Annotated in this window: 21 protein-coding genes and 2 pseudogenes; 13 read left to right on the top strand and 10 right to left on the bottom strand. The window is 63.1% G+C overall.

What is annotated here, in order from left to right; genetic code table 11:
- The first annotated feature begins 1 nt into the window (after position 1).
- The gene (locus tag NL528_RS17575) at positions 2-571 is read left to right on the top strand and encodes a PQQ-dependent catabolism-associated CXXCW motif protein (RefSeq protein WP_309183952.1); all 570 of its coding nucleotides are present in this window, start codon (positions 2-4) and stop codon (positions 569-571) included.
- 186 nt (positions 572-757) lie between these two features.
- Here the strand turns inward: NL528_RS17575 and NL528_RS17580 are convergent, their stop codons facing one another.
- The 7 genes from NL528_RS17580 to NL528_RS17610 all read right to left on the bottom strand — a co-directional run bounded on the left by NL528_RS17580 (position 758) and on the right by NL528_RS17610 (position 6,914).
- Positions 758-1,387, bottom strand: a complete 630-nt coding sequence (locus NL528_RS17580) for a hypothetical protein (protein WP_309183953.1) — start codon at positions 1,385-1,387, stop codon at positions 758-760.
- On the bottom strand, positions 1,384-2,232 hold the full coding sequence (locus NL528_RS17585) for an ABC transporter permease (protein ID WP_309183954.1): 849 nt from the start codon (positions 2,230-2,232) through the stop codon (positions 1,384-1,386). Before NL528_RS17585 ends, NL528_RS17580 begins: the two co-directional genes overlap by 4 nt.
- A complete protein-coding gene (locus NL528_RS17590) occupies positions 2,229-3,050 on the bottom strand; it encodes an ABC transporter ATP-binding protein (protein ID WP_309183955.1) in 822 nt (273 codons plus the stop codon). The genes NL528_RS17585 and NL528_RS17590 overlap by 4 nt, the downstream gene beginning before the upstream one ends.
- Positions 3,047-4,018 carry a YVTN family beta-propeller repeat protein gene (locus NL528_RS17595; protein ID WP_309183956.1) on the bottom strand — a complete coding sequence of 324 codons (972 nt, stop codon included), beginning with the start codon at positions 4,016-4,018 and terminating at the stop codon, positions 3,047-3,049. The genes NL528_RS17590 and NL528_RS17595 overlap by 4 nt, the downstream gene beginning before the upstream one ends.
- Positions 4,019-4,059: 41 nt before the next feature.
- A complete protein-coding gene (locus NL528_RS17600; RefSeq protein ID WP_309183957.1) occupies positions 4,060-5,241 on the bottom strand; it encodes an ABC transporter substrate-binding protein in 1,182 nt (393 codons plus the stop codon).
- Positions 5,242-5,414: 173 nt separating this feature from the next.
- On the bottom strand, positions 5,415-6,260 hold the full coding sequence (gene fghA / locus NL528_RS17605) for an S-formylglutathione hydrolase (protein WP_309183958.1): 846 nt from the start codon (positions 6,258-6,260) through the stop codon (positions 5,415-5,417).
- A gap of 33 nt (positions 6,261-6,293) precedes the next feature.
- The gene (locus NL528_RS17610; RefSeq protein WP_309183959.1) at positions 6,294-6,914 is read right to left on the bottom strand and encodes a response regulator transcription factor; all 621 of its coding nucleotides are present in this window, start codon (positions 6,912-6,914) and stop codon (positions 6,294-6,296) included.
- 209 nt (positions 6,915-7,123) lie between these two features.
- On the opposite strand from NL528_RS17610, the gene NL528_RS17615 reads away from it, so the two are divergent.
- Positions 7,124-8,491, top strand: a complete 1,368-nt coding sequence (locus NL528_RS17615; RefSeq protein WP_309183960.1) for a histidine kinase — start codon at positions 7,124-7,126, stop codon at positions 8,489-8,491.
- 147 nt (positions 8,492-8,638) lie between these two features.
- Positions 8,639-11,080 (top strand): TonB-dependent receptor domain-containing protein, encoded by a 2,442-nt coding sequence (locus NL528_RS17620; RefSeq protein ID WP_309183961.1) that lies wholly within the window; start codon positions 8,639-8,641, stop codon positions 11,078-11,080.
- A gap of 16 nt (positions 11,081-11,096) precedes the next feature.
- Here the strand turns inward: NL528_RS17620 and NL528_RS17625 are convergent, their stop codons facing one another.
- Positions 11,097-11,483, bottom strand: coding sequence for a DUF1232 domain-containing protein (locus NL528_RS17625; RefSeq protein ID WP_309183962.1), 387 nt, complete (start codon positions 11,481-11,483; stop codon positions 11,097-11,099).
- Positions 11,484-12,186: 703 nt separating this feature from the next.
- Between NL528_RS17625 and NL528_RS17630 the strand changes: the two genes are divergently transcribed.
- Complete coding sequence (locus tag NL528_RS17630; protein ID WP_309185378.1) at positions 12,187-12,366, top strand: hypothetical protein; 180 nt, start codon at positions 12,187-12,189, stop codon at positions 12,364-12,366.
- 47 nt (positions 12,367-12,413) lie between these two features.
- Here NL528_RS17630 and NL528_RS17635 read toward each other — a convergent pair whose 3' ends face one another.
- Positions 12,414-13,049: a TetR/AcrR family transcriptional regulator gene (locus NL528_RS17635; RefSeq protein ID WP_309183963.1), complete on the bottom strand. Its 636-nt coding sequence runs from the start codon at positions 13,047-13,049 to the stop codon at positions 12,414-12,416.
- A gap of 155 nt (positions 13,050-13,204) precedes the next feature.
- Here NL528_RS17635 and NL528_RS17640 point away from each other — a divergent pair, with 155 nt between their 5' ends.
- The 3 genes from NL528_RS17640 to NL528_RS17650 all read left to right on the top strand — a co-directional run bounded on the left by NL528_RS17640 (position 13,205) and on the right by NL528_RS17650 (position 15,889).
- On the top strand, positions 13,205-13,414 hold the full coding sequence (locus tag NL528_RS17640) for a ferredoxin (RefSeq protein ID WP_074280974.1): 210 nt from the start codon (positions 13,205-13,207) through the stop codon (positions 13,412-13,414).
- 68 nt (positions 13,415-13,482) lie between these two features.
- The gene (locus NL528_RS17645) at positions 13,483-14,706 is read left to right on the top strand and encodes a cytochrome P450 (protein WP_309183965.1); all 1,224 of its coding nucleotides are present in this window, start codon (positions 13,483-13,485) and stop codon (positions 14,704-14,706) included.
- A 226-nt stretch (positions 14,707-14,932) separates the two neighbouring features.
- Positions 14,933-15,889 (top strand): alpha/beta fold hydrolase, encoded by a 957-nt coding sequence (locus NL528_RS17650; protein ID WP_309184948.1) that lies wholly within the window; start codon positions 14,933-14,935, stop codon positions 15,887-15,889.
- A gap of 22 nt (positions 15,890-15,911) precedes the next feature.
- Here the strand turns inward: NL528_RS17650 and NL528_RS17655 are convergent.
- Positions 15,912-16,097: pseudogene (locus tag NL528_RS17655) on the bottom strand (TetR family transcriptional regulator); the annotation flags it as partial.
- Between the two features lie 486 nt (positions 16,098-16,583).
- Here NL528_RS17655 and NL528_RS17660 point away from each other — a divergent pair.
- The 6 genes and pseudogenes from NL528_RS17660 to NL528_RS17685 all read left to right on the top strand — a co-directional run bounded on the left by NL528_RS17660 (position 16,584) and on the right by NL528_RS17685 (position 21,424).
- Complete coding sequence (locus NL528_RS17660; protein WP_309185379.1) at positions 16,584-16,790, top strand: hypothetical protein; 207 nt, start codon at positions 16,584-16,586, stop codon at positions 16,788-16,790.
- A 16-nt stretch (positions 16,791-16,806) separates the two neighbouring features.
- On the top strand, positions 16,807-17,529 hold the full coding sequence (locus NL528_RS17665; protein ID WP_309183966.1) for an FCD domain-containing protein: 723 nt from the start codon (positions 16,807-16,809) through the stop codon (positions 17,527-17,529).
- Between the two features lie 20 nt (positions 17,530-17,549).
- A pseudogene (locus NL528_RS17670) lies at positions 17,550-18,483 on the top strand (dihydrodipicolinate synthase family protein).
- A 6-nt stretch (positions 18,484-18,489) separates the two neighbouring features.
- On the top strand, positions 18,490-19,419 hold the full coding sequence (locus tag NL528_RS17675) for a Gfo/Idh/MocA family oxidoreductase (protein WP_309183967.1): 930 nt from the start codon (positions 18,490-18,492) through the stop codon (positions 19,417-19,419).
- Positions 19,420-19,429: 10 nt separating this feature from the next.
- Positions 19,430-20,512, top strand: coding sequence for an aldose epimerase family protein (locus NL528_RS17680; RefSeq protein ID WP_309183968.1), 1,083 nt, complete (start codon positions 19,430-19,432; stop codon positions 20,510-20,512).
- Between the two features lie 24 nt (positions 20,513-20,536).
- Positions 20,537-21,424, top strand: coding sequence for an SMP-30/gluconolactonase/LRE family protein (locus tag NL528_RS17685; protein ID WP_309183969.1), 888 nt, complete (start codon positions 20,537-20,539; stop codon positions 21,422-21,424).
- Positions 21,425-21,516 lie beyond the last annotated feature (92 nt).

Here is a 21,516-nt window from a genome sequence, read left to right on the forward strand (position 1 = left end):
GATGTGGAAGCTCGCAGGCTTGATCCTTGCGACGTTTGCAACGACGGCCCCGGCGTATCCGCAGCCGCTCGTACCCGAGCCTGACGGCTACCGCATGGATGATTACCGCACGCGCGTCCCCGACACACTCGCCGGCGCCCGCGTGCTCACGACCGCGGAGGCCGAGACGATCTGGCGCGCCAGGACCGGGGCTTTCATCGACGTGCTGCCGCGCCCGCCAAAACCGCAAAATCTCCCCCCTGGCACGGTCTGGCGCGACAAGCCGCGGTTCAACATTCCCGGCAGCATCTGGTTGCCGGACACCGGCTACGGAAAGCTGGCGGAAGCGACCGAAGACTATCTGCGGCGTGGCCTTGCCCGCGCCTCCGGCGGCAACAACGCGGCGTTGCTGGTGATCTATTGCCAGACCGATTGCTGGATGTCGTGGAATGCGGCCAAACGCGCGCTGTCGTACGGATACACCAATGTGGCCTGGTTTCCTGAGGGTACGGATGGTTGGGAGCGCGCCAGTTTGCCGGTCGCGGAATCGCAGCCCGAGCCGCGGGCGGGTGAGGGAGCATCGCCGCGTTAGAAGGTTTTCGGGGTCGGTGGCTTCATCCTTCGAGACGCACGCTGACGCGTGCTCCTCATCAGGATGAGGTCTTAGACCCTGATGAGGTGTTAGACCCTCATGGTGAGGAGAGCGGCGAAGCTGCGCGTCTCGAACCATGAGGCCCTGGAGCCGAAGATGCTTCGGTCTCCGGATACGCCGCCTCCGCTATTCCATCTCCTGCTGGATCGCGCGGCCCAGCGCGAACAGCCGCTGGTCGATCGCGGTCGGTACCTCGCAGACGAATTTGACCACGCGACGGCGGTCCTCGAAGATCCGGGTTTCCCAAGTCAATTGATTGCCGAGCTCGTCGACCTTGGCCTGATCGGGCGGGGATGCGTCCTGCAGCGCCTGCAGCGCCACGGTATCGGACCGGATCTTGTCGGCGGCCTCGCGCTGCTTGCGCATGACACGTTCGAGCCCGTTCATGACCTGGGAGCGCTGCGCATTGAGCGTATCGAACAGGCCGGCGAACAATAGCTTGCCCGTGGTGGTCTTCTCGGTCGTCGACCCCGTCAGAAATTTCGTGATGTCCTTCTGCGCTTCCTCGATCGGGATCCGCCGCGCAGCCAGTTTCGACACCAGGGCGCTGACCTTGGCATCGCCCTTCCATTTGTCGGAGGCATCGTCGAGCGGTGGACCGGCCCATACGGCCGCGAGCGAAATCTCCGGCACCTTGGCCTGGGCGCACGGCCAGTCCGGGTAGCGCGGATCGGCGGCAAGGCACGACGCGGTCGATGCCGCGACGGCGAACAACGCCAGGGTCGCACTACTCCATTTCGCGCCACTCCATTTCATGTCTCGCCTCCGGCGGGCCCGCGGCGGATCAGGCCGCGCGACGGATCATAGGCATAGATCGCGCCGATCATGAAGGCAGCGGTGCAGGAGCCCACGACCGCCAGCGAAAGCAAGTTGATCTGTCCGTACAGCGCGAAGCGGATCAACTCGACCGCGTGGGTGAATGGATTGAACAGGCAGACATAATACAACATCGGGCTACCCTCCTGCACCCGCCACAGCGGGTACAGCGCGGAGGAAGCAAAGAACATCGGGAAGATGACGAAATTCATTACCCCGGCAAAGTTCTCGAGCTGCTTGATGCCGGACGAGATCAGCATGCCGAGCGCGCCCAGCATCAATCCCGACAGGATCAGCCCGGGCAACACCGTGAGATAGCCGATCGGCGGCGGCGCGATATCCCAGAACCAGGCGATCAGCAAAAAGGCATAGACCTGGAGCAGCGACACCGCAGTTCCGGCCAGCAGCTTGCAGAACAGCAAATACCATCGCGGCAGCGGGCTGACGAGCAGCGTGCGCATATTGCCCATCTCGCGGTCATAGACCATCGAGAGCGAGGATTGCATGCCGTTGAACAGCTGGATCATCGCCATCAATCCGGGCGCGATATAGACCTCGTAGGGGATGTAGGTTTCGTAAGGCGGGATGATGGAAATGCCCAGCACCTGACGGAAGCCGGCGGCGAAGATGAACAGCCACACCAATGGTCTTACCAGCGCCGAGACGAAACGTTCGCGCTGGTGCAGGAAGCGCAGCGCCTCGCGCCACACGATGCCGTTCAGGCAGGTGAGATATTCCGACAGCGAGAAGCCGCTTTGGGTTTTCTGTGCGGTGACGGAGCTCATGGTGTGGGGCTCCCGGATGGAGCCGCGGCGCCGGTGAGCCGCATAAAGGCGGTGTTGACGTCTTGCGCCCCCGCATCCGCGATGACGCGGGCGACGGGGCCGTGCGCCAGTACGCGGCCCTGATGCAGCACCACGAGGTCATCGCTCGATATGATCTCGTCGAACAAGTGCGTCGCCCACAGCACGCCGATGCCCTGCTCGGTGACGAGCTGGCGGACATGGGTGAGGATGTCGGCGCGCGCCTTGACGTCGAGCCCGACGGTCGCCTCGTCGAGCAGCAGCAGGCGCGGGCGATGCAGCAGGGCGCGCGCGATTTCCAGCCGCCGCATCTGGCCGCCGGAGAGGTCGCGCACCTTGCTGCCGGCGCGGTCGGCAAGCCCGATGCGCGTCAGCACCTCGTCGCTGCGCAGCCGCGCCTCGCGCCGTGCGATGCCGTGGAGGGCGGCGTGATACAGCAGGTTTTGCGTCACCGAGAGGTCGAGGTCGAGCGTGCGCGGCTGGAATACGACGCCGAGCTGCCGCAGTGCTTCACCCGGTGCCTGCCCGATGTCGTGGCCGAAAATGCTGATGCGCCCGCTCTGAATGCCGAACAGCCGCGTCACCAGCGAGAACAGGGTGCTCTTGCCGGCGCCGTTGAGGCCGAGCAGCGCGGTAAAACTGGCCGGCGCAACCGTAAAATTGATGTCGATGAGGGCGCGCCGCGGGCCATAGGAATGGCTGACGCCATCGATCGACAATGCCGACGTTCCGGCGGGCTCGGTCCGCGGCGGGACGTCCGGCACGATCTGGGCGGCGGCTTGTGCGTCGGTTGCGGTCATTGCGGCACCATCGTGATGCCCCAAGGCAGTTCGCCGACCTGGATGGTCTTGATCACCTTCTGCGCCGGCACATCGATCACCGAGACGTCGTTGGAGACGCCATTGGTCACCAGCAGATATTTTTCGTCCGGGGTGAAGGCCATGTGCCAGACCCGCTGGCCGACCAGAAGATATTTTGTCACCTTGTGGCTTGCGGCATCGACGACCGCGATGCGGTTGGCGGGGCCGAGGGCTATGAACGCGCTTTTGCCATCCTTGGTCATGCCGATGCCGACCGGCTGGATCGCTTCACGCCGCAGGCCGGGTATCTCGAAGGTGACCTTGCCGGTCACCGCCTGTTTGGCGGGGTCGATGATCGACACCGTGCCGCCGATCTCCGAGGACACCCACAATTCGGAACCGTCGCGCTTGAATTCGGCAAAGCGCGGCCGCGCATCGACCAGCACATTGGCGACGATCTGGTGCGTCGCGGTGTCGATGAAATGCGCCATGTTGGTGGTCTCGGACGTGTTGATCAAAATCTTGCCGTCCGGGCTGATCGCCATGCCCTCGGGCTCGACGCCGACCTGGATATCCCCCAGGCGGGCGCGCTTTTCGAGATCGATGATCGTCACCGTGTTGTCGTTCTCATTGGCGACATAAAGCAGCTTGCCCTGGGCATCCTGGGTGAACAGCTCCGGATCGGGACCGGAGGGCAGGGTGTCCACCACCTGCTGGGTCCTGGCGTCGATCACCTGGATGGTGTCGTCGTCGCCGACCGCGACCATCACGAATTTGCCGTCACGCGTGAACTCGATGCCGCGCGGCCGCTGGCCGACCTTGATGGTGTTGGTGACCGCCCATTTGTCGGTATCGATCACCGATACCGTATTGCCCTTCTCGTTCGACACATAGGCGATGAAGGCCGAGGCGGGGGTCGCGGCGGCGAGCCACAGAACCGTTCCGGCGAGCAGGTAGCGACGCCACATCAGCGAACTCCAAATCTTCCCTAAAGGCTGCTTCAATTGCTTCACTGCAGCTTGCATTTGGTTTCGGGCCGATCGACCCCCAGCGTATCGAGTTCCGAGACCTGGTGCAGAAAACCTTCCTGCGGCGAGACCGAAACCACCATGCGCCCGTCGACCAGCAGAATGGGCTGGCGAAGCTGCAGGTTCCAATCCCGCAGGGTCAGCCGCGTGCCCTTGAAGGCGGCAACCGAAAAATCCGGTCCCTTGAGGAAGTCGAACACCTTCTTCGGATCGCCGCTGTTGGTGCGCGAGGCCGCTTCGCCGATCAGGCGCGCGGCGGTCCAGGCCTGCATGTCTAGCGCCGTCATGCGCCGCGAATTCAGCTTCAAGAAGCGGTTCTGCATCTGGACCGCGCCCCACTGGTCCTGCGACGCATCCCAAGTGGCCGGCACCAGACCGGCGGAGCCCGCGACCGGCCGTGGGTCCCAGGTCCGGTAGGGCAGGTAGGATGCAAAGACTTCGCTCTCGTCGGCGGCGACCAGGACGTCATAGGCCGGGGCAGCTTGCGTGAACACCGGCATCTGGCGCTGGATCAACGTGACGCCGCTGTCGGTGCGCCGGGCGCCGCCGGTGTCCTCAAACGTTCGCTCCTGGACGATCTTGGCGCCAAAGCGCGCCGCGGCGCGCCGCAGCGCGTCGGCAAAGAGCTTGTCGGTATCGTGCGAGCCGGCCACCAGCAGCCAGCGCTTCCACTGCTTCCACACCAGATATTGCGCCAGCGCGTCCGCCAGCATCGATCGGGTCGGCGCCACATGGATCACATTGGCGCGGCAGTCCTGCTCGCGCAGCCGGTCGTCGATCGCGCCGGCGTTCAGCAGCACGGTGCCGCGGTCGCGCAGCGCGTCGGCGGCTTGCAGCAGCGCGTCCGCCGGAAGATCGGCGATGATGAAGCCGTTATGGCCGGCGAGCGCCAATGCGGCCTTGGCGACATCGTCGCCGTCCTTGAGGCGAACCTCCTCGAGGGTAAAATGCTGATTGAGGAACTTGCCGGTGGTATTGTTGTCCTCGATCGCGAGCCGCGCGCCGGCCATGCCGTCATTATCCGCGGGCTGCTCGACCAGTGACAATTTCGGTTTGACGCCGGTGTGGCCGAGATAGCCGATGCCGATCTCGGTCACGTCGGCCGCGAGCGCGTGGGTGGCCACGACGCAGAAGCCGATCGCACCGACCAACCATCGGATCATGCATCCTCCCGACACGCCTCCTCGCCTTGATCGACGATGGAGGGATTCCTTAGTTACAAAAATTCTTGCTGTGATTCATGACCGAATTGCCCGGGCTTGCAACCCCGCATTTTGTCGTTGCGGAGGCTTGCATTTCACGGTTCACGAAGATGAGAGCGCGCTTCGGCGGGTGCTCAGGCTTTCAACCGCGCGGCATGCCAGCGCAGATGATCGCTCATGAAGGTGGAGATGAAATAATAGCTGTGGTCGTAACCGGGCTGGCGGCGCAGGTTGAGGGGGATATCCGCCTTCTCGCAGGCGCTCTGCAGCAGTTCCGGGCGAAGCTGGTCGGTTAAAAACGGGTCGGCGTCGCCGTAATCGACCAGCAGATCGGAAAACCTTGCGCCATCCTCGATCAGCGCCACCGCGTCATGCTTGCGCCATGCGTCCTGGTTGCCGCCGAGATAGCCGCCGAGCGCCTTGGTGCCCCACGGCACCAGCGAGGGCGCCACGATCGGCGAAAAAGCGCTTGCCGCGCGGTAGCGGGTGGGGTGGCGCAGTGCCACGGTCAGCGCGCCGTGACCGCCCATGGAATGACCAACGACCGATTGCCGCTTCGGATCGACGGGAAAGTTCGCCGCGACCAGTTCCGGTAATTCTTCCGTGACATAGCTCCACATCCGGTAATTTCGCGCAAAAGGTTCTTCCGTTGCGTCGACATAAAAGCCGGCGCCGAGCCCGAAATCATAGGCGTTGGCGGCATCGCCGGGGACGCCTTCGCCGCGCGGGCTGGTGTCGGGTGCGACGAAGATCAGCCCCAATTCGGCACAGGCGCTGCGGAATTCACCTTTCTCCGTCACATTGGCATGGGTGCAGGTCAGACCTGAGAGATACCAGACCACCGGCAGCTTCGCGCCTTCTTCATGCGGCGGCACATAGACCGAAAAAACCATGTCGGTTTTGGTCTCGCGACTGGCGTGTTTATAAACGCCCTGCATGCCGCCATAGGATTTATTCTGCGAAACGGCCTGGATTGTCATGATTTCAAAACTCCGGCGCCGTGCGACGCCATTTCAAGCCACGCCGCTCTCGATCGCGAGCCGCACCAGTTCCGCCGATGTACGCACCCCAAGCTTCTGGCGCATGATCGAGGATGTATTGGCAACCGTCTTATACGACGAATGGACCAGCCAGGCGATCTCGGAAAGACTCTTGCCGGTGCTGAGCAGGCGCAGGATCTCCATCTCGCGCGCGGTCAGCTTCGACAACGGGCTCCTGGCGTAGGCGGGTCCGGCAAACGCGATGCTGCGGGCGATCGCGGGCGGCAGATAGGTGCCGCCTTTGCCGACTTCGCGGACGGCCTCGACCAGGTCGTTGGGATCCCCGGTCTTGGCGACATAGCCTTTGGCGCCGATTTCGATCGCGCGCGCGGCGAAGATCGGATCGTCGTTCATGCTGAACATGATGATGCGCGCCGATGCATCGCGCGCAAGGATGCGCCGCGCCAGTTCGAACCCGGATACGGTCGGCAGGTTGATATCGAGCACGCAGATTTCAGGATGCTCGTCGATAAAAACCCGCTCGCCGCTCTCTGCGTCGGGGGCCTCCAGGATGGCGATGTCGGGATCGTCCGCGAACAAAGCGCGGCAGCCGGAAGCAACGATGCGGTGATCATCCACAATCAGAACACGCATCGATATCGCAGTCCCGATCAGCCGGCGTCAGTTCATTGTTGCGTCGCACCAGATTGACCGGCTGACGCATCCCCGGTCGCGATGCGGTTCCGGCCAATCATGCATCCAAGGCAAGATTGCTGTACGGTTCAATTAGATAGCCGCGTTTTTTATCTGTCAACGCTGCTCTTGATGCGGACCCGCTAGCTGTGCGGCAGTGGATGAATGGCATGTGGCAAAAACTTTCCTTGCGTACCCGGCTGAGCATGCTGCTGGCGCTCGTTCTCGCGCTGGGCCTCGCCGTCAACATCACGCGTCTGGTGCTGGAAGCCGCGCCCCGCGTTCAGGCCGAAGATCAAAGCGTGATACGGCTGGCGCGCGAATTCATCGAAACCCTGGTCGTCGGCCCGAACGAAACCCCCGACGCGGATGCGCGGCTTGACCGGATCGTCGGGGACCTCAACCGGCTGCGTCATGTCAGCATCACGCGGCAGGATGATGGGGCCAAGGCCGCACCCGCGACGAGCACCAGCGGCGACGGCGGGCCGCAGTCGGTGCCCGCCTGGTTCGAAGCCCTCGTGCATCCGGAAAAGACCGCGGTGAGCGTCCCGATTGCGATCAACGGCAAGCCGGGATCGCTGCTGATCACTTCCCATCCGGACGACGAGATGGCCGAGATCTGGGACGGCATCGTCACCCAGCTCCAGGTCGGTTCGGCGATCGCAATCGTGCTTTTTCTCATCACCTTCATGGTCGTCAGCCGCGCGCTGGCGCCGATCGCGACGCTGTCGGAGGCGATGACCAGGATCGAATCCGGCGCCTATGACACGCGGGTGAAACCCGATGGCCCGCCGGAACTCGCTGATATCTGCAACAAGCTCAATCACCTGGCGGGAACGCTGGGAGACGCCGTCGACGACAAGAGACGGCTGGCGGAGCGCGTGGTGTCGCTGCAGGACGTCGAGCGCAAGGAGATTGCGCGCGAGCTGCACGACGAGTTCGGGCCCTACCTGTTCGCGTTGCGGGCGCACGCCAGCGCGCTGACGCGGATCGCGGATTCGAGCGAGCCGAACATGGATAGTTTGCGCAAGCACGGCGGCGCCATATTGGAGCAGGTCAATGCCTTGCAGCAGTTCAACCGGCGCGTTCTGGAGAAACTGCGCCCCGCTGGCTTGACCGAGCTTGGCCTTCGCGAAGCGCTCGGGGCGCTGTTGCGTCTGTGGGGCGAGTCGCACCCCGATGTGGTGATCGAAACCGCGATTTCGCCGGATCTCGGCGAGCGCGGCGAGACCGCCGATCTCACGATCTACCGCACCATTCAGGAAGCCCTCACCAATGTCTTTCGCCACGCCGGCGCCACCTGCGTCAGCGTCTCCATCGAACCGTCAGAGCTTTCGGAAACGACGGGAACGAGTCGCAGCGGCGCCCTGGTGCGGGTGTGCGACAATGGCGGCGGTTTGCGGCCGGATCACAGGCTCGGCCTTGGCTTGACGGGGATGCGCGAGCGCATCCTGGCGCTGGGCGGCACGCTGAGTGTTGCGTCCGGCGAGGGGGGCGTCACGGTGGAAGCCCTGGTTCCCAACGACCTGCGCGCTTGAATCGGGAATTCTTCCCGATTTATTCGGGGAGAAAGTGTCCGCGGTATCCGATCTTTTGAATGCTGCGCAACGCCGCCGGCGCATTACACTGATCCGCAGCTAACCGGCGGGAACGCTACCGCAGCCGGAATGGAATGGGACGAGGCAATGGGCGCGCGTTTCCCGTTTGTCGGGATCCTCTCGATATGTCTGATTTCCGGGAGTGCCGGCGCGCGCGCCGAGGATGCGCCGGGTACCACCGAGGTCTTGCCCACCATCGAAGTGACGGCGCCGCGGACCAGCACCAAACCCGGTCACGCCCGAAATCCGCGCCCGGTCAAGCAAAATTTGCGAAGGGTTTTCATCTATCCGACCGCGCCAACTGCCACAGCTGGCTCGGGCATGGATGTCGACAGGGTGCCGGCCAGCATCAACGCGCTTGGCGCCGCTCAAATCGCGCGCACCGGCTCGCTGAACATCGCGGATGCCCTGCAGCAGCAGGTGCCCGGCGTCGTCCTCAACGAAGTCAGCGGCAATCCATTTCAGCCGAACGTGGAATTCCGTGGCTTCGTCGCTTCCCCGATCGCCGGCACGCCGCAGGGACTTGCGGTTTACCAGAACGGGGTGCGTGTCAACGAAGCCTTCGGCGACACCGTCAACTGGGATCTGATTCCGACCACGGCGATCCGGTCGGTCACCGTGGTGACCAACAACCCCGCATTCGGGCTCAATGCGCTGGGCGGCGCGGTCAACGTCTTGATGAAGGACGGTTTCAACTATCACGGCGCCGAGATCGACACGATGGGCGGTTCGTTCGGCCGGATCCAGAGTTCGGCGCAGTGGGGCAAGCAGATCGACAATTTTGCCGTCTATGGCGCGCTCGAAGGGCTGCATGACAGCGGCTTTCGCAACTTCTCGGCGTCGGATGTCCGCCGCTTCTATGGCGATGTCGGCTACCGCGACGACGGCAACGAGTTTCATGTCAATATGGGCGTCGCCGATAATAAATTCGGCGCCACTGCGACGGTGCCGGTGGAACTGCTGCAGCAATATTGGGGCGCGACCTACACCTCGCCGCAGATCACCAACAACCGCGTCGGCTATCTCAATTTCACGGGGAAGGTCGAGGCCACGCCGACCTGGACCATCGAAGCATCAGCGCATGTGCGCGCGTTTCAGCACAATGCGTTGGACGGCAATCCGACCGCTACCCAGCCATGCGATGCCGATGCGACGCTGCTTTGCTTTGGCGACGTCAACAAATTGACTGGCGTCCAACCGCCGGCCAACGGTCTGAATGGCGTCCAACTCGCCAACCCGTTCCCCACCGGGGCTGTGCTGGGGGAACTTGACCGCACGCTGACCCGCTCGGTGTCGACAGGGGCGTCCTTGCAGGCCACCAATACCGAAAAACTGTTCGGGCACGACAATCATTTCATGGTCGGAACCAGCTTCGACTCCAGCGTCACGCGTTTCACGGCCAGCGCGGAATTGGGCACGATGGCGCCGGACTTCGTCATCAGCGGCAGCGGGATATTCCTCGGACAATCCGGCGAACCCGTTTCGATCGGTCCGGTCGCGCTGCGCACCACCAACCGCTACAGCGGGCTCTACGCGCTCGACACCTTCGACGTCACCGACAAGTTCTCGATCACGGGCGGCGGCCGGTTCAATCTGGCCCAGATCGAACTCGAAGACCAGATCGGCTCCGCGCTCAACGGCAGCGAGACGTTCAAGCGCTTCAATCCGATCATCGGCGGCACCTACAAGATCACGCCGGAGCTGACCGCCTATGCCGGCTATTCCGAAGCCAACCGCGCGCCGACCCCGCTGGAACTGGGCTGCGCCGATCCGGCCCATCCCTGCACCATCGCGGCGTTCCTGGTCTCCGACCCGCCGCTGAAACAGGTGGTATCCCGCACGGTGGAGGCCGGCTTGCGCGGCAGCAAAGAGTTGAGCGTGGGAACGCTGGGATGGAAGCTCGGTGCTTTCCGCGCGACCAATAGCGACGACATCCTCGCCATTCCAAGCCCGGTGCTGCAGGGTTTTGGTTATTTCCAGAACGTCGGCTCGACCCGCCGGCAAGGCATCGAGGCGCAGGTCACTCTGACGTCGAAGACGCTGCAGCTCTACGCCAGCTACGCCCTGGTCGACGCACGCTTCCTCGATACGCTGCAGGTCGGCTCCAATTCTCCGTTTGCGGATGCCAATGGCAACGTCCAGATACTGCCGGGCAACCGGATCCCGGCGATCCCGCGCGACCGGGTCAAGGCCGGCATCGACTATTCGATCACCGATGCGCTCAAGGTCGGCGGCGACGCGCTGTTCGTCGGCAGTCAATATTTCGTCGGCGATGAATCCAATCAGGCACAGCGGCTGCCGTCGTATACTGTCTTCAACGTCCACACCTCGTATCAGATCAACAAGACGTTCCAGATCTACGGCCGCATCGACAACCTGTTCGACAATCGCTACGCGACCTATGGAACCTTTTTCGATACCAGCGCCGTACCCAATTTCAGCAATGGCGGCGCTGCCTTCACCGACCCGCGATCGGTCAGCCCGGCGCGGCCGCGCGCCTTCTATGCGGGGCTGAAGGCGACATTCTGAAATCGCTGCATCCCGCTTATTTGAGCCGGCGCCAGGCGATATAGCAGATCCAGCCGAATAGGACGGCCGCAACGATCCAGACCACGATGATGGCGATCATTCCTGCCCGGCTCACTGGACGTTGCCCAACCTCATCGGCCCTGGCGCGGCACTCGGCCATGACCTCGTCGGGGATCAACGACACCACGAGCCAGATGCCCAAGGGCACGATGACGAGATCGTCGAGATAGCCGACGACCGGAATGAAGTCCGGAATGAGATCGATCGGCGACAGCGCATAGGCGGCAACGGCGACAGCAAGGACCTTTGCGTGCCACGGCACGCGCGGATCGCGGGACGCGAGATAGACGGCGTGGCTGTCCCGCTTGAGGTGTTGCGCCCAAATCTTGATACGAGAGAGCATCTGCTCTGGTGTCTCCGCGTTTTGCCCGACGGGCAAATCAATCGGTGGGGTGGCGATTCCGTTGTCGAGTCATTTTTTTATCTCGAAGTGAAATTTTCTTGTTCATCCCGTCGGGCAAATCAAAACTATAACTCCCGCGGTCCCCGCCCCAAGGAGGGGCGTATCATGATCGTCAGCTACGTTGGGCAGGGATTGCGGTGGACGCGACAGCATCGGGCGAGCAAGGGTGAAAGCAGGGCGGGCTTCGGCCCGTGAGCGATCACCGGCGCGCCGGACGAACGGCGCAGAAGCGTACGGCAAAACCGTGTGGTCCTGGCATCCGTTGCTGGTGTCAAGTCGGCGGAGATTTTTGCGAACCCGACCGGGTTCGAAAAATCGTCAATTCGCCGATGACGGTGACAAAACGAATTCGTCGCCGGGGAGAGCGCGGCATAAGCCGTAAAGCCATTGCGCGGGGAATGCCGGAGTGTTTCCGCTGAACCTGTATGCTCGTGTGCGTTTTCTTTTGTGCATCTTGCACACGAGACCGCGGGTGCAGCGCGCACCCGGCATTCCCTGCGCCCTCTTTCGGGCGGAGATTGATTAACAGCTCGGGCGTATCGCGCCGCGAGGACATGAAGCTGTGTTTGCAATTTGGACAGCCGTCATTGCGAGGAGCACTTGCGACGAAGCAATCCATTCTTTCTTTGCGCGGCGCGATGGATTGCTTCGCTTCGCTCGCAATGACGGTGAGAGGCTCGGCGCGACCCGGTGGCTCCGCCACCGCATGCTCGACGATCTCAATGAGACCAAGCGGACCAATCCCGGCTATACCGCGATCGGGCGGCTGCGTGGCCTCGCCGAATTGCGCGGCGCCATTCGCGCCATCGAGCATGGCGGTTGAGACGTCGACGGGGTGTGAAATAAGTCGTGACGCACGCCGCCGAAGCGCTATCGGTCCTTCTCGGCCGCCTTGATCGCAAGCGACAGACTGAGTTTGGTCTGTTCCGCGATATCCTCGACCAGTTCTTCGCGCGTGATGTGAGCAACTTGCCCGGTGAGCAGCCCCTGTTCCGCCAGCATGACCACGCCATGCAGCGCGGCCCAAATTTTCAGGGCATGCCGTTCGCGCAACAATCCAACGGCCGGAGCTTCCAGGGCCTCCAGAACCAGACCAAAGGTTTCCATCGCGGCGGCGTGAAGCTCGGTGCCCTTTGGCGCGCAGGCCATGGTGCGCGAGGCGAACATCAGCCGGTAGATGCCATTGCGGCGAAGGCCGAAATCCAGCATGGCGAGCGCAAAGCGCGACAGCTTCGAACGTGTCGATGGTTTTCCGATCGACTCGCGAAGGGTTGCGCTGAACTGGCGGAAGGCCTCGGCCGTCACCGCGGTCAGCAGCGTCTCGCGGTCGGCAAAATGCCGGTAGGGCGCGGGTTGCGAGACACCGAGCTTCTTGGCCAGCGCGCTGATGCTGACGGCCTCGGGGCCGCCAAGCTCGACCTGCTGAAGCGCAGCCTGAACCAGGGCATCCCTGAGATCCCCATGGTGGTAGGTATTGAGCGGTTTGCGGGCGGGACGGGGCGACATTCAGTGTTATGATCTATAACTTTCCGCTTGACAGCACAACCATGGACCGAATGTAATACGGTATAACTTCCGGCGTGGCGCCGACCCGCCCGCGCGGTCCAATCGACACGAGGAAACGCGCGCGGCCAACAGCGCGTGACAAGGGGAGACAGACCATGTCCGGAAAGCTGAAGATCCGCGTCGACCAGGACAAATGTCAGGGACATGCGCGCTGCAAGTCGCTGGCGCCGGAACTGTTCGATCTCGACGAATTCGGTAACGCGCATGAGATCGGCGATGGCACCGTGCCGCCGGGTCTGGAGGACAAGGCCTGGCTGGCGCATTCCAATTGTCCGGAAATCGCGATCGAGATCACCGAGGAATGAACCGCGGGTCGAGGACGATGCAAGCCGCGAATATTGATCCAAGCGAGCAAAACAGAGGAAATGATCCGATGTCCGATTCTTCCAGCGTGCTGCCCGAGCATCCTCCGGTGACCGACTGGGTCCGCGATTTCGACCACACCGATCCGCGCTGGACCGAAAATCCGTTTCCGATCTGGGACGAGTTGCGCTCCCACAGCCCGGTGGTCCACACCGACCGCTTTCTCGGCTGCTACATGCCGACCACCTATCAGGCGGTAAAGGAGATCGCCTACGACACCGAGCATTTCTCCTCGCGCCGTGTCATCGTCCGCGACGAGCGGCCGGAGGTGACGCGGAACGCCGCCCCGCCGATCACCTCCGATCCTCCTGAGCACAAGCCGGCCAAGCAATTGCTGCTGCCGCCGTTCACGCCGGATGCGATGAAAAAGCTGGAACCGCGGGTCCGCGCGATCTGCAACGAATTGATCGACGAGTTCATCGCCGACGGCAGTTGCGACGCGGCGGCGCGCTATACCAAGTACATTCCGGTGCGCGCCATCGCCCACATGCTCGGCATCCCCGAACAGGACAGCGATCGTTTCATCACCTGGATCCACATGATCCTCGAGCTCAGCATCAAGGACGAGCGGATGCTGATGCAGGCGGTGCAGGAGATGACCGCCTATTTCGCCGGCCACATCGAAGCGCGCAAGCAGCATCCGACCGACGACCTGATCTCGACGCTGATGAACGCCAAGGACAAGAATGGCCAGCCGCTGGATGACTCCCACGTGCTGGGTTCGCTGCGGCTGCTGCTGATCGCCGGCATCGACACCACCTGGAGCGCGATCGGCGCTTCCTTGTGGCATCTCGCCAAAACGCCGTCGGACCGCGAGCGTCTGATCGCGGAGCCGGAATTGATGCCGATCGCGATTGAGGAATTGTTGCGGGCCTATTCGCCGGTGACGATGGCGCGCGAGGTGATGAAGGAAACCACCATCAGCGGCTGCCCGGTCAAGCCCGGCAACATGGTGCTGCTGTCGTTCCCGGCCGCCAACCGCGATCCAACTGTCTTCCCGGATGCCGACAAGGTCGTGATCGACCGCAAGGAGAACCGTCACGCCGCCTTCGGCCTCGGCATTCACCGCTGTGTCGGCTCCAACCTAGCGCGCATGGAGATGACGGTCGCGATCGAGGAATGGCTGAAGCGCATTCCCGAGTTCCGTCTCGATCCGGCTGGCCAGGTCAAGTGGTCGCAAGGCACCGTGCGCGGGCCGCGCCAGCTTCCGATCCTGTTCGGCAAGGCGAACTGAGCGGCGTTTCCGCGCATCGCCTTATGCGGACCCGTCGGCGCTCTGCGCGCGGCGGGTCCCGGTGATTTCCGGCGCACGATCGCGCCTGGCCCGGCACGAGTCCCGAGCGCCGTCGGATCGACGGTGCTGACCTTGACCGGCCGCCATCAAAGCAATTCGTTGCTTGCGGGTTCGCCGTGAACCGGTGTTTCCTCAATGGCAAAGATCAGGCGTGGTCTTCCGTTCCATGCGTCTCGCCTACAAGACCTACGGCACGCTGAACGCGCGCAAGGACAACGTGATCGTCTATCCGACGTCCTTTGGCGCACAACACACCGACACCGAGTGGCTGGTCCAGCGCGGCGGTGCGTTGGACCCCGATCGCTATTTCATCGTCATCCCCAATCTGTTCGGCAATGGTCTCTCGTCCTCGCCGTCCAATTCCAGGGATGTGCTTGGAGCCGAACCGTTCCCGGCCATCAGCTATCACGATGCCGTCGCGATCCAGCGCCGGCTTCTGCAGGAACAATTCGCGATATCGAAGATCGCGCTCGTCTACGGCTGGTCGATGGGCGGCATGCAGGCCTATCACTGGGCGGCCTGTTATCCCGACATGGTGGAAAGAGCCGCGATCGTATGCGGGAGTGCCAGATGCTCGCCGTACAATCACGTCTTCCTCGAGGGCGTGAAGGCGGCGCTCACCGCGGACCCCGCGTACCGGGATGGCCGCTTCGTCGCAAAACCTTCCGCCGGGCTGCGGGCCATGGGACGCGTCTATGCCGGATGGGCGATGTCGCATGCCTATTACCGTGACGAGATCTGGCGCGAGGCCGGATTCGATTCCCTGGAAGACTACCTGGCGGGTTCGTGGGACAATGCCTTTTCAAGGCGTGATGCCAACGATCTGCTGGCGCAGATTGACATCTGGCAAAATGGTGACATCAGCCGATGTCCCGAATTCGGCGGCGACATCGATCGTGCGCTGGCCGCGATCAAGGCGCGCGTCCTGCTGATGCCGGGACGAACGGATCGTTATTTCGATTTCCACGACAACGAAGACGAGGTCGGGCGGCTGACCAACGCAAAGTCGGTGGAATTGCATCCGATCCCGTCAATCCATGGGCACCGTGCCGGAAATCCGGTCAACAATGCCGCGGATAGCGCTTTCATCAATGCCGAGATATCGGCGATCCTGCAGACCTGAAACGAACATCTCACGGGGCGATCGAGATGCATTCGGAGATAACCGCGAGCTGCACCCGGCCGAATTCACCCTGCAGGGCTTCGGCGTACGCCGCGGCGTGGCGTCTCACGCGCGCGGCCGGATTTCCGGCGCCGGACAGCGGGAGCATCAGCGCGGCCTGGTTCAGGAACGCGTCGATCAGAAGGGCTTCGCGTGATGGCCACCATCGCAGCGATTGCCGCCTCGGTGGCTTCCTGGCCGAGCAGTTCCTGTACGCGGTGGTCGACGGCCACACCCGCGACCTGATCCTCAGTGGCAACGCGGCCAGATCAGACAAGGATCTGCGCGAGCGGGTCGTTGCCGCGGCCGCACTGTTTCTGGACGGGTGCCGCGACCGTCCTGCGCCGCGCAGCTAGACGGGCCAGGACTCGGCACGTCGTTTTCGTTGTGGGGCCAATTGCGCTGCAGCCGCTTGAGCGCCGGCGCGCGCATGTCTCGCGCCAGGGCAAGCGCTCGCCCGCAGATCGTCACAGTCGTCCACACGCTTATCGATAAGATGACCGAAGGGATGCAGAGGCGGTTCTTGCCGCTTGATCCAAAAGGCATAATTGCTCGGATCCCCCGCTTTTTGGCGCCGATCCCGGCCGGTTCCATCCCTGCCGGAGTAAGTCATACTAATATGATAATGTTCTGTACCGCAATTGCGAGTTGTGGCATGGAGTATTTGCCAGCCCGATCCTGCCCGAAGAGACAGGACGGCGGCCCGCAACAATTAGGGAGCGAAACCAGCCATGACTCTCAAAAAACTTCTTCCCGCAGCGCTCATCGCGCTCACTCGGTAATGGCAACCAGCGCCTTCGCCGCCGATCTGACGGTCGGCTTCTCGCAGATCGGTTCGGAATCGGGTTGGCGCGCGGCCTAACCGCGGGAGGAGCATCATGACCTCCAATATCGTCGTGATTCCGCCGGGGCGAGGCCATTCCAGCCAGCTGGAAGTGACCCGGACGATCGGGATCGACATCATCGTCGGCCGCTATCCGGAAGGCACCCCTTTGCCGCGCGATGCGGAACTGACCTCCATGTTCGACGTCTCGCGCACCGTATTGCGCGAGAGCGTCAAGACGCTATCGGCCAAGGGACTGCTCAATTCCAAAGCGGGTGTCGGCACCCGGGTCAGGGAACGTTCGGCCTGGAACATGTTCGATCCCGACGTGCTCGGCTGGCATCTCGAGGCCGGGATCGACAAGCGGTTTCTTCGCGATCTCGCCGATATCCGCCTCGCGGTCGAGCCGCGCGCGGCAGCGCTCGCCGCCGAGCGATGGGCGGACGATGCGATCGCCGTTCTGCGCGATAGCATCGCCAAGATGCGTAGTTTTGCTTCGGACAGCATTGAATTCGCCGATGCGGATCTTCGGCTGCATCTGGACGTCGCGACGATCTCGGCCAACCCGTTCATGCGCTCGATCGGCGCCGTGATCGAGGCGGCGTTGCGCGCCTCATTCCGGCTGAGTGCGCCGACCGAGGAGCGGGAACGCGAACTCACCATCGCCGCCCATGAACGAATTGTCGACGCCATCGCCGACCGGGATGCCGAAGCGGCTGCCGCGGCGATGAGGGAGGTTATCTTCAACGGCCTGCGCCGGCACGGCGCGGCGGGTTGAAGCGAAAACGGAGCATGGTCATGGCAAATTCCACCGTTCAACGGCGCTACAAGGGTGTATTTCCGGTCGTGCCGACGGTGTTCGACGGCGACGGCCGGCTCGATCTCGATGGCCAGAAGCGCGCCGTCGACTGCATGATCGATGCCGGTTCGCAGGGGCTCTGCATCCTCGCCAACTTCTCCGAGCAGTACGTACTGACCGACGCCGAGCGCGACCTGATACTCGACGCCGTGCTGAACCATGTCGCGGGCCGCGTCCCCGTGATCGTCACGACAACCCATTTTGCTTCGCATATCTGTGCCGAACGTTCGCGGCGGGCCGAGCAGGCAGGTGCGGCCATGGTGATGGTGATGCCGCCCTATCATGGGGCGACCATCCGGGTTGGGGAAAACGCCATCTACGAGTTCTACCGAACCGTTTCGGACGCGATCGCGATCCCCATCATGATCCAGGATGCGCCGGTGGCCGGCACGCCGCTGTCGGCGGCTTTCCTCGCCCGCATGGCACGTGACCTCAAGAACATCGCCTACTTCAAGATCGAGACGCCGCAAGCCGCCGCCAAGCTGCGCGAGTTGATCGCACTCGGCGGTGCGGCAATCGAAGGTCCGTGGGACGGTGAGGAGGCGATCACGCTGATGGCCGACCTTGATGCCGGTGCGACCGGCGCGATGACCGGCGGTGGGTATCCGGATGGCATTCGTCAGATCACGGACCCGTATTTTGCCGGCCGCCGTGACGAAGCTATGGCGGCCTATCAACGCTGGCTGCCGCTGATCAATTTCGAAAATCGCCAATGCGGCCTTATTGCATGCAAGGCGCTGATGAAGGAAGGCGGCGTTATCAAACACGAAACCGTCCGCCTTCCGCTGCAGCCGCTGCATCCGGCGGTTCGATCGGGGTTTGATCGAAATCGCGGGCCGTCTCGATCCACTCGTGTTGCGCTGGGGTAAGTGAGCCGTGGTGACCGCCGTCCGCCTCGCCATTGTCGGTCTCGGCAAGATTGCCAGGGATCAGCACATCCCCGCGATCGCCGGCACTGAGGGTATCGAGCTAGCGGCCATCGCCAGCCGCAATGCGTCCATCGACGGCATCGCGCATTTTGCGACACTCGACGAACTGCTCTTTGCCGCACCCGGGATCGACGCCGTGGCGCTCTGCACGCCGCCGCAGGTTCGTCAGGCGCAGGCGGCGGCAGCGTTGCAGGCCGGCAAGCACGTGTTGCTCGAAAAGCCCCCGGGCGCGACCGTCAGCGAATTGATGCCGCTGATCGCGTCGGCACGGCAAAGCGGGCGAACGCTGTTCGCAACCTGGCATTCCCGTTTTGCACCGGCCGTCGAACCGGCGCGAGCGTTCCTCGCCGACCGGCAAATCAACTCGGTTGTGGTCGAATGGAAGGAAGACGTGAAGGTCTGGCATCCCGGTCAGGCCTGGATCTGGGAGCCCGGCGGGCTGGGGGTGTTCGATCCCGGCATCAACGCGCTTTCGATCCTCACCCGCATTTTGCCGCGGCCATTCTTTCTGACCCAGGCTGAACTGTCCTTCCCGCGGAATCGTGCGGCGCCGATCGCGGCCGATCTCGTCTTCTCGGATGACACTGGTCTGCCGATCCGGGCCGAGTTCGACTGGCGCCAGACCGGCCCCCAGACCTGGGATATCAACGTCGAGACCGATGGCGGACGGCTGACGCTCTCTTCCGGCGGCAGCCGCCTCGTTCATGATGACCGCACCCTGGTCGACGAGAAGCAGGCGGAATACCGCGGCATCTATCGGCATTTCGTCGAACTGATCGCCAACGGAGTGTCCGACGTCGATTTGTCGCCGCTGGCTCATGTCGCGGATGCCTTCATGCTCGGCCGGCGCCGCGATGTCGAACCATTCATCGAGGATTGATGTGACGCAGATGGGCAAATTACAGACGCCGAAAGTCATGCGCGAGATTTTCGGACATCTTCCGGATGGCACCGCGATTGAAATGGTGCGGTTGCGCGGCGACAACGGTTTTGAGGTGCGCCTTATCACCTATGGCGCGGCGCTGCAGTCGATCTTTGTGCCGGATCGTGCCGGGCGCCTTGCCGATGTTGTGCTTGGCCGCGATGATCTCGCAGGCTATCTCGCGGTTCGGCGGTTCCTCGGCGCGACGATTGGGCGGTACGCCAACCGGATTGCGAACGGCAGCTTCGAACTGGACGGCCGCCGCTTTCAATTGCCCACCAATGATGGGGCCAATGCGCTGCATGGCGGGTTGGCAGGCTTCGATCGCAAACCCTGGACCATCACCGCAATCGGCGAGAACCCTGCGCCGTTCGTTACGCTGTCCTATCTCAGCCTGGACGGCGAGGAGGGCTATCCCGGCACACTGAAGACCGAGATCACCTACCGCATTTCGGGCGGCAGCGAGCTTTCGCTTGAATTCTCCGCGGTGACTGGCAAACCGACCATCGTCAATCTGACCAATCACAGCTTTTTCAACCTCGCGGGCGTCGATCGCGACGGCGGCATTCTCGATCACGTTCTGACAATCGCAGCGGATTCGTATTTGCCGGTGAGCGCGGCCGGCATTCCCTCAGGCGCGCCCGACAAGGTTGATGCAACGCCGTTTGACTTCCGCAAGCCCCATCGCGTCGGCGCCCGCCTTCGCGATGCGGACGAACAGGTTCGGATCCGGCAGGGTTACGATCACAATTTCTGCCTGCGTGGCGGCGCCAGCAGCGTCCCGCGCCTTGCTGCTCGTGTGGAAGATCCGGGGTCAGGCCGTGTTCTCGAGCTTTGGACCAACCAGCCCGGTGTCCAGTTCTATTCGGGCAATTTCCTCGATGGAACCGTGACCGGCAAATATGGCCGCGTCCACCGTCAGTTTGATGCGCTGTGCCTGGAGCCGCAGGTCTATCCCGATACGCCAAACCGTCCGGATTTTCCGTCGGCGCGGCTCGATCCCGGGCAGACCTATCGCCATACCTCGCTGTATCGATTTTCCACCAACTGACCGCGCAGAAGAAAGGGACATCGCGTGGAAGAAGTCGGCACCAGGATCCTGAGCGAGCAGCATTGCCATCTCGGCGAGGGCTGTACCTATGACCCGGCGACCGATACCGCATGGTGGTTCGATATCATCGAGCGCACCCTGTTTCAGGCAGATCTTCAATCCGGCGCCGTCACTACGCACGCGCTGCCGCTGATGGCCAGCGCGCTTGCTTTTATTGACGACCAGCACCAGCTGCTAGCGACCGAAAACGGCCTCTATGTTCGCGATATCGCGGATGGCCGCCTTGCGCTTCACATGCCGCTTGAGGCCGGTAATGCGGCAACGCGGTCCAACGATGGACGGGTCCATCCTTGCGGCGCGCTGTGGATCGGAACCATGGGCCGCAGGGGAGAAAAGGGGGCGGGCGCGATCTATCACTTTCATCGCGGAGCATTGCGCCGGCTCTATGCAAACGTCAGCATCCCAAACGCGATTTGCTTTTCGCCGGATGGCGCCACCGCCTACTTCACCGACAGCCGTGAAGGAATTCTTTATCGCGTCGCAGTCGACCCGGCGAATGCCCTGCCGACCGGAAATCCCGCGACACTCGATGGCCACAGCGACGGGCCAGGCAGCCCGGACGGCGCCGTCGTCGACAGCGAGGGATTGATCTGGAATGCGCGTTGGGGCGGGTCGTGCATCGACGTCTATACGCCGGAAGGCGGGCGCGTTCGCACCATTCGGGTGCCGGCGACGCAGCCGAGCTGCCCGGCGTTCGTCGGCCGGCATTTCGATCGGCTGCTGGTGACCACCGCCTGGGAGGGAATGAACGAGCAGGCCAGGGCTGCCGATCCCGACCACGGCAGGACGTTCATTCTCGACGTCGGCGCACGGGGACGGGCGGAACCGCGTGTCAGGCTCGGTCCGGCATGAAAAGCGGCCCCATCGCACAAGAGTTTATGATGCTTGCAGAACCACAATGCGTGATCGATCATCCCCTCGTTTCCGTCGGCCACGATGGGTAC

Origin of the sequence: Bradyrhizobium sp. Ash2021 (assembly GCF_031202265.1) — a bacterium.
GTDB lineage: Bacteria > Pseudomonadota > Alphaproteobacteria > Rhizobiales > Xanthobacteraceae > Bradyrhizobium.

Excerpts from the sequence above, each read along its gene's own strand:
- NL528_RS17585 (WP_309183954.1), bottom strand. The coding sequence starts at position 2,232 with ATGAGCTCCGTCACCGCACAGAAAACCCAAAGCGGCTTCTCGCTGTCG.
- NL528_RS17635 (WP_309183963.1), bottom strand. The coding sequence starts at position 13,049 with ATGTCGCCCCGTCCCGCCCGCAAACCGCTCAATACCTACCACCATGGG.
- NL528_RS17660 (WP_309185379.1), top strand. The coding sequence starts at position 16,584 with ATGGAGTATTTGCCAGCCCGATCCTGCCCGAAGAGACAGGACGGCGGC.
- NL528_RS17680 (WP_309183968.1), top strand. The coding sequence starts at position 19,430 with ATGGGCAAATTACAGACGCCGAAAGTCATGCGCGAGATTTTCGGACAT.
- NL528_RS17580 (WP_309183953.1), bottom strand. The coding sequence starts at position 1,387 with ATGAAATGGAGTGGCGCGAAATGGAGTAGTGCGACCCTGGCGTTGTTC.
- NL528_RS17595 (WP_309183956.1), bottom strand. The coding sequence starts at position 4,018 with ATGTGGCGTCGCTACCTGCTCGCCGGAACGGTTCTGTGGCTCGCCGCC.
- NL528_RS17610 (WP_309183959.1), bottom strand. The coding sequence starts at position 6,914 with ATGCGTGTTCTGATTGTGGATGATCACCGCATCGTTGCTTCCGGCTGC.
- NL528_RS17590 (WP_309183955.1), bottom strand. The coding sequence starts at position 3,050 with ATGACCGCAACCGACGCACAAGCCGCCGCCCAGATCGTGCCGGACGTC.
- NL528_RS17665 (WP_309183966.1), top strand. The coding sequence starts at position 16,807 with ATGACCTCCAATATCGTCGTGATTCCGCCGGGGCGAGGCCATTCCAGC.
- NL528_RS17615 (WP_309183960.1), top strand. The coding sequence starts at position 7,124 with ATGTGGCAAAAACTTTCCTTGCGTACCCGGCTGAGCATGCTGCTGGCG.
- NL528_RS17575 (WP_309183952.1), top strand. The coding sequence starts at position 2 with ATGTGGAAGCTCGCAGGCTTGATCCTTGCGACGTTTGCAACGACGGCC.
- fghA (WP_309183958.1), bottom strand. The coding sequence starts at position 6,260 with ATGACAATCCAGGCCGTTTCGCAGAATAAATCCTATGGCGGCATGCAG.
- NL528_RS17620 (WP_309183961.1), top strand. The coding sequence starts at position 8,639 with ATGGGCGCGCGTTTCCCGTTTGTCGGGATCCTCTCGATATGTCTGATT.
- NL528_RS17640 (WP_074280974.1), top strand. The coding sequence starts at position 13,205 with ATGTCCGGAAAGCTGAAGATCCGCGTCGACCAGGACAAATGTCAGGGA.
- NL528_RS17645 (WP_309183965.1), top strand. The coding sequence starts at position 13,483 with ATGTCCGATTCTTCCAGCGTGCTGCCCGAGCATCCTCCGGTGACCGAC.
- NL528_RS17600 (WP_309183957.1), bottom strand. The coding sequence starts at position 5,241 with ATGATCCGATGGTTGGTCGGTGCGATCGGCTTCTGCGTCGTGGCCACC.
- NL528_RS17650 (WP_309184948.1), top strand. The coding sequence starts at position 14,933 with ATGCGTCTCGCCTACAAGACCTACGGCACGCTGAACGCGCGCAAGGAC.
- NL528_RS17625 (WP_309183962.1), bottom strand. The coding sequence starts at position 11,483 with ATGCTCTCTCGTATCAAGATTTGGGCGCAACACCTCAAGCGGGACAGC.